Source organism: Billgrantia aerodenitrificans (genome assembly GCF_021404405.1).
GTDB classification, from domain to species: domain Bacteria; phylum Pseudomonadota; class Gammaproteobacteria; order Pseudomonadales; family Halomonadaceae; genus Halomonas; species Halomonas aerodenitrificans.
The window spans coordinates 194,741-209,408 of the sequence record NZ_JABFTV010000008.1; the positions used below are offsets into that span (position 1 = coordinate 194,741).

Below are 14,668 nucleotides of genomic sequence, written 5' to 3' on the forward strand. Positions count from 1 at the left end.
GTCAGGCCTCCGGCAGAGCCGCGATCACCATGATCTCGACTTTCCACTCGGGCTTGGCCAGCTTGGCCTCCAGCGCGGCGCGAACCGGCGGACGCCCCGGCACTACCCAGGCTTCCCAGGCGGCGTTCATCTGGTCGAATTCGGCCATGTCGGTGACCCACACCTGGGCCGAGATGAGATGCTCCTTGGAGCTGCCGGCCTGAGCCAGCAGCTCGTCGATGCGCGCCAGTACCTGCTCGGTCTGGCCACGCATGTCGGCAGTGGCATCGCTCGGCACCTGGCCGGCCAGATAGACAGTACCGTTGTGCACGGCGATCTGGCTCATGCGGGCGTTGCTTTCATGGTATTGCACGGACATGTCGTTCTCTCTTGCAAAAGGTGATGGGAATGAAGCAGCCGATCATGGCATGCCTACGAGGCGACGTCAGCCACCCATGAAGCCATCCATGAAGGCGGCCAGGTTATTGCCCAGGTGCTCGGTCGGGTAGCCGCCCTCCTGAACCAGTACGACAGGCAGTTTCATGCGGCTCAGGCGACGCCCCACCGCGGTGAAATCCTGCGTCTCGAGGGTCATGCCGGCCAGCGGGTCGTCGCGATGCGCATCGAGCCCCAGCGCCACGACCAAGGCCTCGGGGCGGAAGGCTTCCATTCTGGCGATCAGGATCTCCAGCGCTTCGAGGAACGCCGCCCCGTCACTGCCCAACGGTAGCGGCAGGTTGACGTTGGCATCCAGGCCTTCTCCCATGCCCTCCTCGTTGGCACCGCCCCAGAAGAAAGGATAGAAGTCGCTCGGATCCACATGCAGCGAGCCTGTCCAGACATCGCCCCGGTAGTAGAAGATGTCCTGGGTGCCGTTGCCGTGGTGCAGGTCGACATCCAGTATCGCCACCCGCGAGAAGTGCTCGCGCAGCACCGTGGCCGCCAGCGCCGAGTTGTTGAGGAAGCAGAATCCACCGGCCCGGTCGGGGCCGGCGTGGTGGCCGGGAGGACGACACAGTGCGTAGGTAGTGCCATGGCCTTCCAGCAGCGCCTCGGCAGCCGCCTGGGCCGTGGCCGCGCTGGCCAGTATGCCGCGGAAACTGCCGGCGCCGATGGGGCACGCCATATCGTGCAGGTGCCAGCCCGCCTGCCCCACCGGGTGGCGTGGATAGTGATGTCCGCCGCCACAGGGGTGGATGTTGGGCATCACCAGCTCGGAAGCACCGGGCATCTCGCGCCAGCGGGCATGAATGGTCTCGAGGAAACTCAGATAGCGCGGTGTGTGAATCTTCTCCAGACGGCTGCGCAGCCGCGGGCTGTCGACGCCCTCCGGCTCGTGCAGTGTCAGACCGGTGGCCTCGATACCCTTGGCCAGCAGCTCGGCACGCACCGGGCCCTCGGGAGACGCGGCAAGCTTGCCACGCAGCAGAAAGGAGCCTGGTGCGTGCAGCTCCTGATCGGGGTGGTAGAAGAGCTTCATCTCGGTTCCTCAAGCGAAGCGAGTCGATAGTTCTTCTACCCTACCCTGCCGGGCGGCATCGTGAAACCACCCGGCTCCCTCAGCAGCGCCCCTGCATGCGCAGCCCGGGTGGGCAGAAGCCGCCGCCGCGATGATCACGGTGGTGGCGACCGTCATGGTAGTAGTAGTGCCGCTCCACGTAACGGTCACGGTGGCGGTGCCGGTGCTTTTCTCCACGATAGTAGCGGTCGGAACCATCGACCACTATCAGCGGTTCTGGCGTGACACGAGCCGGTGAGTAGCTACAGCCGGCCATCGCCAGCATCACAGGCAGGATGGCAAGGGTTAGCAAACGCATGGGCAGGTTCATGACTTTTACCTCATTGGTAAAGTTGGATGCCCTTCGATTCCCTCAAGGAGGCGTCGGCTTTCTATCAGCTAGCGCCTCTCTTCTCGGTGCGACTCTCTGGGCAAGGCCAAACTGAAAGCAGCTTCAGCAACGCCCTTGCTTGGCCAGACCAGGCGGGCAGAAACGGCCTCCCGGCGGGCCACCATGGTGCCCACGGCCATCGTCGATGACGACCAGTGGCTGCGGGCTGATACGCGCCGGTTGGTAGCTGCAGCCGGCCACCAGCATGACGGCCAGTACGATCACGAAGGGGAATGCCAGACGCCGTGACATGACGTATCTCCAGGTTGACGAACAGTGTTCATAATAGCGGAGCGTAACGCCTTTACACATGTGGCGCAGCGGCTACAAACAAGTCGCCGAACGGCGACATTGCCAGCCCATCGATAACGCGCGATAGTGCATGCTCGTTAGCCTGCAAACGGGACACACCATGGACGCCCTCCGCCGCAACTCGCTGCTGCTGATCCTGCTCGGCAGCCTGGTCATCTCGCTGGCCATGGGGCTACGCCATGGATTCGGTCTGTTTCTGGAGCCCATGAGCAGCGATCTGGGATGGGGGCGTGAGGTATTCGCCTTCGCCCTGGCGCTGCAGAACCTGATCTGGGGCTTCGCTCAGCCCTTCACCGGCGCGCTGGCAGATCGCTACGGAGCCGCCCGGGTGGTGGTCATCGGCGGTGCGCTCTACGCCCTGGGTCTGTTGTTCATGGGAATTTCCGAGTCGGCGCTGGGCATGTCGCTCTCCGCCGGGCTGCTGATCGGCCTGGGGCTCTCGGGCACCACTTTCTCGGTGATCCTGGGCGCCGTGGGCCGTGCCGTGGCTCCGGAGAAGCGCAGCATGGCCATGGGCATCGTCAGCGCGGCGGGCTCGTTCGGTCAGTTCGCCATGCTGCCCGGCACTCTGGGCCTGCTCGGTTGGCTGGGCTGGTCGGCCGCGCTGCTGGCCATGGGCGCCCTGGCGGCGATGATGGTGCCGCTCGGTGCCATGCTGAAGGACCGCCCCTCCGCGCGCCTGGCCACGGACCTCTCACTGCGCGGAGCGCTGGATGAAGCCGCCGGCCATCGCGGCTTCTGGCTGCTGTGCCTGGGCTTCTTCGTGTGCGGCTTTCAGGTGGTGTTCATCGGCGTGCATCTGCCCGGCTATCTGTTCGACAACGGCCTGGCGCTGCACGTCGGCAGCACGGTGCTGGCCCTGGTGGGGCTGTTCAACATCTTCGGTACCTACGCCGCCGGCTGGCTGGGCGGAATCTACTCCAAGCCGCGCCTGCTCAGCTGGCTCTACCTGACCCGCGGTGCGGTGATTGCGCTCTTCGTCTTCATGCCGCTGAGCCCCGCCAGCGCCTACCTGTTCGGCATCGCCATCGGCCTGCTGTGGCTCTCCACCGTACCGCTGACCAACGGCATCGTGGCCTCGGTGTTCGGCGTACGCCATCTCTCCATGCTCGGCGGCATCGTCTTCCTGTTTCACCAGGTCGGCTCGTTCACCGGCGTGTGGCTGGGCGGCATGCTCTACGACCTGCACGGCGACTATGATGTGGTATGGAAGCTTGCCATTCTGCTCTCGGTGATCGCTGCTCTGCTGCACTGGTTCATCAGCGAGGCACCCATCGAGCGTAACGCTCCTCGCGAGGCTCAGGCATGAAGCGTTACCCATTGGTGAAACTTGCCGCTCTGATCATCCTGGCCGGTGCCCTGGCACTGGTCTGGTGGGGCTGGCAAACCGCCGATGCTGCGCTGCTGCTGCTCGGCGTACGGCTGTGCTGAGCCTGCCGCTGCCGTTCTCCACGGCCCGGCCCACCCCGTTCCCGGCCTAGCTTACGGCGTGACTCACGCTTCGCTCGTTGCCTGAGACAGCGCCCAGGCGGTATCGCTGGTAAAGTCGATCTCGTTGATGTTCTCGGCCAGGAAGTCGAGCAGCGCCCGCACGGCGGGAAGCACACCCCGCCGCGAGGGGAAGACCGCATGCAGCACGCCGCCCCTCGGCTCCCAGCCGGGAATCACATCGACGAGACGTCCCGCCTTCAAGTCGTTGCCGGCCACCAGCAAGGCCAGCTTGACCACCCCCAGCCCTGCCAGCGCGGCCTGATGCAGCGTCTCGGCGTTGTCGGTGACCAGCCGCGGGTGATGACGAATCTGCGCCGTCGCTCCCTCGGGGCCATCCAGTACCCAGTCGTGCTGTCTGCCCACCTGATCGAAGTCGAGGCTGGGCAACCCGGCCAGGTCGCCCGGCGCTTGCGGCCTCGGCCACGCCTCGAACAGGGTGGGAGCGGCCACCAGCCGCTGGGGGCTGCGCGACAGCACCTTCATCGAGAGGTCGCTGTCCTCGAGCGGCGGGAAACGCACCCGGATGGCCATGTCGAAGCCTTCCCTGATCACGTCCACCCGGCGGCTGGTGGCCTCCACCTGTACCTCCACGTCCGGGCACTGAGCCATGAAGCGCACCAGCAGCGGTGTGATCAGATAATGCAGCAGGCTTGGCGGACAGCTCAGCCGCACCGTGCCCCGCGGTAACGCCAGGTTGCGCTGAATCAGCTCCTCGGCAGCCTCCGCCTCCACCAGCATCGCCGCGCAGTGGCGGTAGTAAGCCTGGCCCAGCTCGGTAACGGAAAGATGGCGCGTCGAGCGCTGAATCAGCCGGGCACCCAGCCGCTCCTCGAGCTGCGCGATGCGCCGGCTCAGCTTCGACTTGGGAATGCCGAGGGCGCGCCCGGCCGGAGCAAACCCACCATGGTCCACCACCTGCACGAAGTAGTAGAGGTCGTTGAGGTCCTGCATATCGTTCCTCCCTTGTTGTCCTATTCATGGAACGCTGAGTGTGTATTATGCCCTCTACTGCCGCTTCCGTTCTCCTCATAAGCTTCCTGTATCGGGCAAAGGCCCAATCCATGCAGGAGCCAGACCATGAAGAAGATCCAAGGCATCTATGGCGCCCCTCGCGGCCACTGGGTCGGCGACGGCTTCCCCGTGCGTTCGCTGTTCAGCTATGACCGCCACGGCGCCGACCACCTGAGCCCTTTTCTGCTGCTCGACCACGCCGGCCCACATGACTTCCCGCCAGCAAGCCGGCCGCGCGGCGTCGGCGCTCACCCGCACCGCGGCTTCGAGACCGTGACCCTGGTCTACAAAGGCGAACTGGAGCATCGCGACTCCACCGGCAGCGGCGGTCGTATCGGCGAGGGTGACGTGCAGTGGATGACCGCCGGAGCCGGCATCGTCCACGAGGAGTTTCACTCCGGCGACTTCACCGCGCAGGGCGGCACCCTGGAAATGGTGCAGCTGTGGGTCAATCTGCCGGCCGAGCACAAGTCGGCCCCGGCGGCCTACCAGACGCTGCTCGACGCCGACATTCCACGCGTCGCGCTGCCTGGCCGCGCCGGCGAGCTGCGGGTGATTGCCGGCAAGTACCGCGGCCATGAAGGGCCGGCCCATACCTTCACCCCGATCGAGGTGTGGGATCTACGGTTGGCGGCAGGCGGCGAAACGAGCCTGCAAGTTACCGAGGGGCACACCACCCTGCTGGTGGTGCTCGAAGGGACGGTACAGGTCAACGGCGACGCCGTGGTGCGTGATGCTGGTCTGGTGTGCTTCGAGCGCCAGGGCGACGAGATACGGCTCGAAGCCAACAACGACGCCAAGCTACTGCTGCTCGCCGGCGCCCCCTTGGGCGAATCGGTGGTGGGGTACGGCCCCTTCGTGATGAACAGCGAAGCCGAGATCCATCAAGCCTTCGCCGATTTCCAGGCCGGCAAGTTCGGTCGCCTGGAGGGTTAGCGGCACCGCCGCGCCCAACCGCGCCCGGCTCCCTGGCCGGGCGTACTCTCTTAGCTTTCTCAACCCAAGAGGAAAGACCCATGTCCTTTACCTACAACCGACTCGACAAGGACGATGTGGCCCTGCTGATGGTCGATCATCAGTCCGGCCTGCTCTCGCTGGTGCGCGATTTCAGCCCCGACGATTTCAAGAACAACGTGCTGGCCCTGGCCGACATCGCCAAGTTCTTCGAGATCCCCACCATCCTCACCACCAGCTTCGAGGACGGCCCCAACGGGCCGATGGTGCCGGAACTGAAGGAGATGTTCCCCGACGCTCCCTACTTCGCCCGCCCCGGGCAGATCAACGCCTGGGACAACGAAGAGTTCGTGGCGGCGATCAAGGCCACCGGCAAGAAGCAGCTGCTGATCGCTGGCGTGGTGACCGAGGTGTGCGTGGCCTTCCCGGTACTCTCGGCCCTGGAAGAGGGCTATGAGGTATTCGTCGTCACCGACGCTTCCGGCACCTTCAACCAGACCACCCGGGACGCCTCCTGGGACCGCATGTCCCAGGCAGGAGCCCAGCTGATGACCTGGTTCGGAGTGGGTTGCGAACTGCACCGCGATTGGCGCAACGACATCGAAGGCTTCGGCGGCCTGCTGGCCGGACACCTGCCCGCCTACGCCAACCTGATCCAGAGCTACACCGCCCAGAAGGGCTGACGGGTGCGGGCCCGGCAGCTGCCGGGCCCAACCCACTCACCGCGCATTTCGGCCAGACCAAGAGGTGTCATGTCCAGCAACGAACTCCACCCCGTCGACCACTGCGACGGGGCAACCATTAAGATCCACCACCGCGTGCGGCCCGGTGCCGCGGATCGCTACGAGACCTGGCTGCGCCAGATCATCGAGGCCGCTGGGCGTTTCCCCGGCCATCAGGGGGTACACATTTTGCGCCCTCCCGAAGGTCATCACGACTACGAGATCGCCGTGCGCTTCGCCAGCGACGACGACGCCCGACGCTGGCGGGAGTCAGCCGAACGCCGTGAGCTCATGGCGACCATTCAGAGAGAACTGCAACAGGCCGAGCGGGTGGAGATCGTGAGCGGCATCGACTACTGGTTCACCGCGCCCACACCCGCCAGCAGGCAGCCAACGCGCTGGAAACAGTGGCTGGTGACCACATCGGTGATCTGGCCGCTGACCATCATCGTACCGCTGCTGTGGCAACCGCTCTTCGGCCTGCTGCCGCTGCTCGGCACCTGGGGCATTCGTCACGGCCTGGTCGCCGCCACCATCGTCGCGCTGGTGGTCTACCTCGTCATGCCCCGAGTGGTGAAACTGGTGGCGCCCTGGCTGTTCCGTTGAGTCATGAGCATCCTCTCTCAGGCAGGGCGAACGGCCAAAGCCTATGCTGAAACAAGCGCCGCCCCTCCTGCCCACTTCATCCTTCCCGGGAAAACGACAATGAGCAATCTCGTCAACGAAGCCGACCTCTCCTCATCCCTCGATTGCCCAATCGTCGACGGCAAACGCCAGGTGCAGCATGTCGCACCGCGTACCGCCGACGTGGGCGGCATCCCCGTCAACCGTGTGCTGCCTTCGCGTCATCGACGCCTGATCGGTGCCTGGTGCTTCCTCGACCACGCCGGCCCGGCGGTGTTCAAGGGCGACTCACGCGGCCTGCGAGTCGGCCCCCACCCGCACATCGGCCTGCAAACCTTCACCTGGATGATCGAGGGCGAAGTGCTGCATCGTGACAGTCTGGGTCACGAGCAGGTGATTCGCCCCGGTCAGGTCAACCTGATGACGGCGGGTCGCGGCATCAGCCATACCGAGGAGTCGGTGCCCGGCGAGGCGCACTTGCATGCCGCTCAGCTCTGGATCGCCCTGCCCGAAGCCCATCGCCGCACCGACCCGCGCTTCGACCACTACCCGTCACTGCCGCAGTGGCGCGAGGGCGATGTCGAGATGACCCTGCTCACCGGGGAGTTCGGCGGCCACCGCGCACCGACGCTGGCCTTTTCGCCGCTGGTGGGTCTGGACCTGGCGGCCTCTTCGGGCGGCGCGCTGGTATTGCCGCTGCGCGAGGATTTCGAGTACGGCCTGCTGCCGCTGGAAGGCGAACTCGAAATCGAAGGCGAACGCTTTGCCACCAACGAGCTGGCTTATCTGGGCCGTGGGCGCAGCCAGGTCACACTCGAGCTGCCGGCAGGTGGGCGCGCCATCCTGGTGGGCGGTGAACCGCTGGGCGAGGAGATCCTGATCTGGTGGAACTTCGTCGGTCACAGCAAGGCCGAGATCATCGATGCCCAGCGCGACTGGGAAGCCGGCAGCGAGCGCTTCGGCAGCATTCCCCAGTTCGACGGCAAGCGCCTGGAGCCGCCGCCGCTGCCCTGGCAGGCCTGAAAACCAGCAACCGATCTCCCGCCACCTGATGAGAGGCACTCATGACCACCTATACGCCACCGCGCATACTGGTCTTCGCCGGCAGCGCCAGAGAACACTCCTTCAACAAGCGCCTCGCCCGCCTGGCGGCTGAGCGAGTCAAGCACGTCGGCGGCCTGGCCACCTTCATCGACCTGCGCGACTACCCGATGCCGCTCTACGACGGCGATCTGGAAAGTCGCGAAGGCCTGCCCGCCAACGCCCGCAGCCTCCAGGCCCTGCTCGCCGAACATCAGGGGCTGCTGCTCGCCTCACCGGAGTACAACGGCTTCATCACGCCACTGATGAAGAACACGCTCGACTGGATGTCTCGCTCGGACGGTGAGAACAGCGGCCTGGCACTGTTCGCCGAGCGGGTGGCGGCGGTGGTTTCCGCCTCACCGGGGGCATTCGGTGGTATGCGCAGCCTCGCCCTGCTCCGCCAGCTGCTGGGCAACCTCGGCGTGACCGTGCTGCCCAATCCGCTGGCGATTCCCCGCGCTGGCCAGGCCTTCAGCGAAGCCGGCGAGCTGGTGGACGAGAGCCAGCGGCAGCGCCTCGACGCCCTGTGCCGGCGCCTGGTGACGACGCTGGCCAAGCTGCAAGCGACCGACCCCAGCAGAGAGGAGTGATAGGCAAGCACTCAACCACAGACGAAAAAGGCGCCCATGCCGGTCGGCATGGACGCCTTTTTGGCAGCCACTTGTCCTTACAGATAAAACTTGGGCAGCTTGCGTGCAGCACGCTTGCGCTTGGCTTTAGTGGCGCGCAGCGGAACGTCCCAGATGGTCAGGAAGCGCTCGGTGACGGGGGCCGCTTCGCTCTCGGCGGCGTTCAGGTTGCGCCGGCTCGGCAGCGGCAGATCCCAGATGGTGGGGAAACGCAGTGTGTTCATGATGAATTACGGTTCTCGGAACCGCCTCCGCATCGTTTGTGGAAGTATTTTTCATATTATCCACATTGTTAGACTTTAGTTCAACACTTCTTCGAACTTCCCCTTCTCGCTGGCCTGTCAATCGCTAATGGAGTCGCTATACTGCAACGCAACATAAATGACGCAGGAGTTGTTATGGCCAAGGAAGAACGCAAGCACATCGACCTCGCCCTGCAGGGCGGCGGCTCACACGGCGCCCTGACCTGGGGAGTGTTGGACCGGCTGCTGGAGGAGGAGCGGCTGGAGATCGACGGCGTCAGCGGTACCAGTGCAGGAGCGATGAATGCCGTGGTGCTGGCCGATGGGTTGCACCGCGGCGGGCGTGAGGGAGCGCGCCAGGCGCTGCACGATTTCTGGAGCGGCGTCAGCGATGCGGCACGCTTCTCGCCCATCCAGCCGACACCATGGGACCAGTTGATGGGCAACAGCAGCCTGGACAACTCCCCCAGCTACCTGATGTTCGAGAGCCTCACCCAGCTCATCGCCCCGTCCAAGCTAAACCCGATGAAGTTCAACCCCTTGCGCGACCTGGTGTGCAAGCTGGTCGACTTCGAACGGGTCAATGCCTGCCGCAAGGCCAAGGTGTACGTCACCGCCACCAACGTTCGTACCGGGCGCGCCAAGGTCTTCTCTCAACCCGAGATCACGGTGGACACCGTCATGGCCTCGGCTTGCCTGCCATTCATGTTCCCGGCGGTGGAAATCGACGGCGAAGCCTACTGGGACGGCGGCTACAGCGGTAATCCGGCGCTGTTCCCGCTGGTGGACGACATGGACTGCCAGGACCTGGTAGTGATCCAGGTAAACCCGCTGGTCAGGCAGCGCCTGCCCGACAGCGCCCGGGACATCATCAACCGCATCAACGAGATCACCTTCAATACCAGCCTGATCAAGGAGCTGCGCAGTATTCAGTTGCTGCAGCAGCTGATCGACGCCGAAGGGCTCGAGGTGGAGCGCTACCGCTCCATGCGCCTGCACCTGATCCATGCCGAGCAGGAGGTGGAGAAGCTCTCCGCCTCGAGCAAGCTCAACGCCCAGTGGGATTTCGTCTCGCGCCTCTATCGCCAGGGACGCGGCTGGGCCGATCTGTGGCTGAAGGAGAACTTCGACAAGCTGGGGCAGTGCTCCACCTTCGATCTCAATGCCGTGTTCAGCGATACCTTCCGCCCGCTCGCCCGCCCCAGCGGCACGAGCCAGGACGTCGCCGCGGCCGAGCAGGACAAGCCCAGCGCCGAGGAGCCCAGTGCCAGGCTGCCTGCCGACAAGCAGCCCACCGACAAGGCCTCCACCAGCAAGGCATCCACCGGCAAGGCGCCCAGCCGCAATGACTCCAGCACGAAGACTGGCAAAGGAGACGAGTCATGAGCGGCATTCTTGCCATCGTCGTTGCGCTGGTCCTGCTGATGTACCTGGCCTATCGCGGCCTGAGCCTGCTGATTCTGGCCCCGGCGCTGGCCGCCCTGGTGGCGCTGGTGTCGGTGGATACGCCGCTGCTGGCCAGCTACACCCAGGTCTTCATGGGCTCGGCAGGCAACTTCATCGTCAGCTTCTTCCCGCTGTTCCTGCTGGGGGCCATCTTCGGCAAGTTGATGGAAGATTCCGGCAGCGCCGAGGTGCTGGCCGGTGCCATCGTCGAACGTCTGGGCGAGAGTCGCGCCATTCTCGCCGTAGTGATTTCCTGTGCGGTGATGACCTACGGCGGCGTGTCACTGTTCGTGGTGGCTTTCGCCGTGTTTCCTATCGCCGCAGCACTATTTCGCAAGGCCGACCTGCCCAAGCGACTGATCCCCGGCACCATCGCCCTGGGTGCCTTCACCTTCACCATGACGGCGCTGCCCGGCACACCGGCGATCCAGAACGCCATCCCGATGCCCTTCTTCGGCACCTCGCCCTTCGCCGCCCCGGGGCTCGGCATCATGACCGGATTGATCATGCTGGGCCTGGGTCAGGCCTGGCTCACCTACCGCGCCAGGCAGGCACGAGCAGCGGGCGAAGGCTACGGCGAGCATGACAGCGAGCCCACCCCGCACGATCACCTGCGCGAGCGTGCGGCCGGCGAAGGCTTCGACCTGGCCGAGGTCCAGCCTCAGCCTCGCAGCGGGCTGCCCAGCCTGCCTCTGGCACTGCTGCCCATCGTGCTAGTGATCGCGCTGAACCTGCTGTTCACCACCGTGGTCATCCCGGCCATGGATACCGGCTACCTGGCGGATCCGGTCTACGGCGCCACCAGCATCGAATCGGTACGTGGCGTGTGGTCGGTCATCGCCGCGCTGGTGTTCTCGATTCTGGTGTTGATTGCGCTCAATTGGTCGCGCCTGCAGCAACTTACCGCCTCGCTGGACAGCGGCGCCAACGCCTCGCTGCTGCCGATCTTCAACACCGCGAGCCTGGTCGGCTTCGGCTCGGTGATCGCCTCGCTGGCGGCTTTCGATGCCATCAGCGCCTGGGTGACCACCGCCGGCGGCGACAATCCGCTCATTTCGCTGGCCATCGCGGTGAACCTGCTGGCGGGCATGACCGGCTCCGCCTCCGGTGGCATGAGCATCGCGCTCTCTACCCTCGGCGACACCTACCTGGCCATGGGCCAGGCGGCCGGCATCTCACCCGATCTACTGCACCGGGTTACCGCCGTGGCCACCGGCGGCCTGGACGCCCTGCCCCACAACGGCGCGGTGATCACCCTGCTCTCGATCTGCGGCTTGACGCACCGCCAGGCCTACCTGGACATCGCCGCGGTGGCCGTGGTGGGGCCGATCATCTCGCTGATCCTGCTGATCCTGGTGGGCTCGCTGGTGGGTTCCTTTTAACGGCTCGTTCTGAACGGTCCGTTCCAGCCCCCGTGCGCCCGTCTCAGGCGGAGCGCACGGGAGTTGCCTGCCTCTTACGGCGCACCAGCGCACCGCTGCCGACCAGCATGCCCAGGGTGATCACGCCTGCCGCCAGGGCCAGCAGCGGCGTGGCCTCGGCGTAGCCGGCCACGATCAGCACCAGCGTGGAGAGCAGCGGCGTGGCGTAGGCCAACAGCCCGAGCAGATGCAGGTCGCCGTGCTTGACGCCAATGTCCCAGGTGAAGAAGGCACTGCCCACCGGCCCTAGGCCCAGCCCAACCACACCCAGCCACTCGATGCCCTGGGGCCAGCGCGCCACCTCGAACAGGCCGTGACAGGCGAAGGCCAGCAGCGCCGTGACCAGGCAGAAGCCACCCACGGCGCTGGTCGGCACCGCCTTCTTGGCTCGCGACAGTACCGAATAGCCGCTCCACACCAGGGCACAGGCGAAGGCCGCCCCATAGCCCAGCGCGCTGCCGCCGGCGCCCAGATCGCCGCCGATCAACAGCACCGCCCCGGCAAAGCCCAGCAGCCCACCCACCACGTGCCTGGGCAGCAGGCGCTCTCCCGGCAGCAGGCCGACGAACAGCACGATCAGCAGCGGCCACAGATAGCTGATCAGCCCCGCATTAGCCGGCGGCGCATTCTGCTGGGCGACGAAGTAGAGCGCGTGATAGCCGAACAGCCCGCCCACTCCGAGCGCCCACACCGAAGGCGCCTGACGCAGCGGTGCAGTGAACGACTCACGACGCGCCAGGCTCCAGGCGAAAAAACAGAGAAAGGCAATGCTGAAGGCCAGCCCGGTGAGCAGGAACGGCGGCACCGGCCCCGAGAGCTGAGTCAGGGTGGCGAGCAACGCCCAGTTGAGAATGGTGGTGGCCCCGATGGCCGTAGCCTGTCGTCGGGTCAAAGCGGACATGATGAGACCTCGTCAGTGTTGTCGAGGCCACAGCATGGGCTTCAGATCGAGACGCGGCTTGTCGAATCCTGACCTCTTTTCGAGGTGCCGCCCGAAGCCACTAGGCGCCGCCACTCACTCGGCGAGACATCGTGCTGGCGGCGGAAGCTGCGCGAGAAGTGTGCGCTGTCGGCAAAGCCACAGGCCAGAGCCACCTCGGTGAGCGAGGCACCACCGACCTGGAGCAGCTCACAGGCACGCGACAGGCGCTGTCGTACCAGCCATTCGTGGGGCGAGAGGCCGGTCAGCGCACGAAACTGGCGGGCGAAGACGGCCTCGGCCAGGTGGCAGCGGCGGGCCATCTCGGCCACACGCCAGGTGTGTGCCAGGTCGGCGCGCATGGCGGGTAACAGATCGAGCAGCTTGAGCCGCGGCGGTACCAGCCTACGGCCGCCGGCTTCAAGCGCCAGCTCGAGCCAGCGGGCCAGGGCCTGGCCGGACTCCCCCATCTTCGCTTTACGCAGGCACTCGCCCCGTGCCATCAGTGCCTCAGGCAGGCGCCGGGCCGGGCCCTCGAACAGGCCATCCAGAAGCAGCGCCTCGCACCAAGCCTCGGGCAGGTCGAGCACCAGCACACGGTTGTCGCCCGGCGCCAGGTAATGATGCAGGTCGCCGCTTGCCACCGGGGCCAGCACGGCGCGGGTCACGTGGATGAGCCGCCCCGCCGCTTCGAGCTCCAGGGCACCGTCGAGCCCCAGCAGCAGCTGGTGAAAGCCGTGACGGTCGCTCAGTTCACGATCGGGATAGCTACGAGTTTCGACGAGGGGGCTGTCCATGACATATCCATCCCGGCACCTAGAACCAGCGCTTGCGCTTGAACCACACCACCATTCCTATTCCGACGGCAATCATCACACCCCACACCATAGGATAGCCCCAGTACCAGCCCAGCTCGGGCATGGCGAAGGGGCTGTCGGGATTCTCGAAGTTCATGCCGTACACGCCGACGATGAAGGTCAGCGGCATGAACACGGTGGCGATGATGGTCAGGGTACGCATGCTCTCGTTGAGCCGATTGCTCATGCTGGAGAGATAGACGTCGAGCAGGCTGGCCGTCATGTCGCGATAGCTCTCCACCAGGTCGATGACCTGCACGGTATGGTCATAGATGTCACGCATCCAGAGCCGCGTATCGGGGGTGAAGAGATCGTCGTGATCGCGCAGCAGCTGGTTGATCACTTCGCGGGTGGGCCATAGATAGCGGCGCAGCATGATCAGTTCGCGCTTCAGCCCATGCAAGTGCTCCAGGGTCGAGCTGTCGGGACGGTCGAGAATCTCCACCTCGAGTTCCTCGATGCGCTCGCCCACGCTGTCGAGCACCGGGAAGGCGTGGTCGACGGCAGCATCGAGCAGGCCGTAGAGCAGGTCATCCGCCTCGCCCAGTGCCCGGCCGCCACGCTCCTTGAGCCGCCGCCGAAAGACGACGAAAGGATCCAGCGCCCCGCCCATGAAGCTGATGATGACGTTGCCACCCATGAACAGCGCCAACTGGTAGAGATGCAGGTCGCCTTCATCGTCCAGTTCCGGAATGCCGAGAAACACTACCAGCGACTCATCAAAGCGCTCCACCTTGGGCCGCTGCCCGCCGTTGAGAATGTCTTCCTGCGCCAGCGGATGCAGCCCCACCCGGTCGCCCAACAGCTCCAGTTCTTCTGCCGTCGGCACACCCTGCACGTGCAACCAGCACAGCGGCTCTTGCGCATCGACGCCGGGGGTGGCCTCAGGCGAGACCTCAAGGGGCTCGCCCCAGCGCCCCGCTTCACGACGGGCCAGCGTATAGGTGGCCGGCGCCAGCAGCGCCGCCTGCTCCAGGGTCAGCTCGCGCAGCGTGCCCGGGGCGGTGCCGGCCGGGTGGTAGTGCTTCTTGAACAGTCGGGTCATGTGGGTATCGATCCTAGGCGATTCGGCCCTACCCATATTGACAC

Annotated in this window: 18 protein-coding genes; 9 read left to right on the top strand and 9 right to left on the bottom strand. The window is 65.5% G+C overall.

What is annotated here, in order from left to right; genetic code table 11:
- Position 1 precedes the first annotated feature (1 nt).
- From HOP59_RS16120 to HOP59_RS16135, 4 genes are all read right to left on the bottom strand, one after another.
- Positions 2–358 (bottom strand): RidA family protein, encoded by a 357-nt coding sequence (locus HOP59_RS16120; protein WP_086511986.1) that lies wholly within the window; start codon positions 356–358, stop codon positions 2–4.
- A gap of 66 nt (positions 359–424) precedes the next feature.
- Positions 425–1,459 (bottom strand): histone deacetylase family protein, encoded by a 1,035-nt coding sequence (locus HOP59_RS16125; RefSeq protein WP_234254614.1) that lies wholly within the window; start codon positions 1,457–1,459, stop codon positions 425–427.
- Positions 1,460–1,538: 79 nt separating this feature from the next.
- Entirely contained in the window at positions 1,539–1,808 is a 270-nt protein-coding gene (locus tag HOP59_RS16130) for a hypothetical protein (RefSeq protein WP_234254615.1), read from the bottom strand.
- Between the two features lie 123 nt (positions 1,809–1,931).
- Entirely contained in the window at positions 1,932–2,120 is a 189-nt protein-coding gene (locus HOP59_RS16135; RefSeq protein WP_234254616.1) for a hypothetical protein, read from the bottom strand.
- 160 nt (positions 2,121–2,280) lie between these two features.
- Between HOP59_RS16135 and HOP59_RS16140 the strand changes: the two genes are divergently transcribed.
- Complete coding sequence (locus HOP59_RS16140; RefSeq protein WP_234254617.1) at positions 2,281–3,489, top strand: MFS transporter; 1,209 nt, start codon at positions 2,281–2,283, stop codon at positions 3,487–3,489.
- A complete protein-coding gene (locus tag HOP59_RS23495) occupies positions 3,486–3,611 on the top strand; it encodes a hypothetical protein (protein ID WP_267965952.1) in 126 nt (41 codons plus the stop codon). Before HOP59_RS16140 ends, HOP59_RS23495 begins: the two co-directional genes overlap by 4 nt.
- Before the next feature lie 63 nt (positions 3,612–3,674).
- Here the strand turns inward: HOP59_RS23495 and HOP59_RS16145 are convergent, their stop codons facing one another.
- On the bottom strand, positions 3,675–4,622 hold the full coding sequence (locus HOP59_RS16145) for a LysR substrate-binding domain-containing protein (RefSeq protein ID WP_234254618.1): 948 nt from the start codon (positions 4,620–4,622) through the stop codon (positions 3,675–3,677).
- A gap of 126 nt (positions 4,623–4,748) precedes the next feature.
- On the opposite strand from HOP59_RS16145, the gene HOP59_RS16150 reads away from it, so the two are divergent.
- The 5 genes from HOP59_RS16150 to HOP59_RS16170 all read left to right on the top strand — a co-directional run bounded on the left by HOP59_RS16150 (position 4,749) and on the right by HOP59_RS16170 (position 8,655).
- Positions 4,749–5,618 (top strand): pirin family protein, encoded by an 870-nt coding sequence (locus HOP59_RS16150; protein WP_010628229.1) that lies wholly within the window; start codon positions 4,749–4,751, stop codon positions 5,616–5,618.
- 80 nt (positions 5,619–5,698) lie between these two features.
- Complete coding sequence (ycaC, locus tag HOP59_RS16155; RefSeq protein WP_234254619.1) at positions 5,699–6,319, top strand: isochorismate family cysteine hydrolase YcaC; 621 nt, start codon at positions 5,699–5,701, stop codon at positions 6,317–6,319.
- A gap of 69 nt (positions 6,320–6,388) precedes the next feature.
- Positions 6,389–6,964, top strand: a complete 576-nt coding sequence (locus HOP59_RS16160; RefSeq protein WP_234254620.1) for an antibiotic biosynthesis monooxygenase — start codon at positions 6,389–6,391, stop codon at positions 6,962–6,964.
- Positions 6,965–7,063: 99 nt separating this feature from the next.
- Entirely contained in the window at positions 7,064–8,005 is a 942-nt protein-coding gene (locus HOP59_RS16165; protein ID WP_234254621.1) for a pirin family protein, read from the top strand.
- Positions 8,006–8,046: 41 nt separating this feature from the next.
- The gene (locus tag HOP59_RS16170) at positions 8,047–8,655 is read left to right on the top strand and encodes an NADPH-dependent FMN reductase (RefSeq protein WP_234254623.1); all 609 of its coding nucleotides are present in this window, start codon (positions 8,047–8,049) and stop codon (positions 8,653–8,655) included.
- A gap of 77 nt (positions 8,656–8,732) precedes the next feature.
- On the opposite strand, the gene HOP59_RS16175 is transcribed toward HOP59_RS16170, so the two are convergent.
- A complete protein-coding gene (locus HOP59_RS16175; protein ID WP_234254624.1) occupies positions 8,733–8,918 on the bottom strand; it encodes a hypothetical protein in 186 nt (61 codons plus the stop codon).
- Positions 8,919–9,092: 174 nt separating this feature from the next.
- Here HOP59_RS16175 and HOP59_RS16180 point away from each other — a divergent pair, with 174 nt between their 5' ends.
- Both HOP59_RS16180 and HOP59_RS16185 read left to right on the top strand, forming a co-directional pair.
- Positions 9,093–10,322 (top strand): patatin-like phospholipase family protein, encoded by a 1,230-nt coding sequence (locus tag HOP59_RS16180; protein WP_338073344.1) that lies wholly within the window; start codon positions 9,093–9,095, stop codon positions 10,320–10,322.
- The gene (locus HOP59_RS16185) at positions 10,319–11,764 is read left to right on the top strand and encodes a GntP family permease (RefSeq protein WP_010628222.1); all 1,446 of its coding nucleotides are present in this window, start codon (positions 10,319–10,321) and stop codon (positions 11,762–11,764) included. The genes HOP59_RS16180 and HOP59_RS16185 overlap by 4 nt, the downstream gene beginning before the upstream one ends.
- Positions 11,765–11,807: 43 nt before the next feature.
- On the opposite strand, the gene yddG is transcribed toward HOP59_RS16185, so the two are convergent.
- From yddG to corA, 3 genes are read right to left on the bottom strand one after another with little or no spacing between them, the layout of a single operon-like run.
- On the bottom strand, positions 11,808–12,704 hold the full coding sequence (gene yddG / locus HOP59_RS16190; protein ID WP_234254625.1) for an aromatic amino acid exporter YddG: 897 nt from the start codon (positions 12,702–12,704) through the stop codon (positions 11,808–11,810).
- Between the two features lie 41 nt (positions 12,705–12,745).
- Positions 12,746–13,519 (bottom strand): AraC family transcriptional regulator, encoded by a 774-nt coding sequence (locus tag HOP59_RS16195; protein ID WP_234254626.1) that lies wholly within the window; start codon positions 13,517–13,519, stop codon positions 12,746–12,748.
- 19 nt (positions 13,520–13,538) lie between these two features.
- On the bottom strand, positions 13,539–14,624 hold the full coding sequence (gene corA / locus HOP59_RS16200) for a magnesium/cobalt transporter CorA (protein WP_234254627.1): 1,086 nt from the start codon (positions 14,622–14,624) through the stop codon (positions 13,539–13,541).
- Positions 14,625–14,668: the final 44 nt, after the last annotated feature.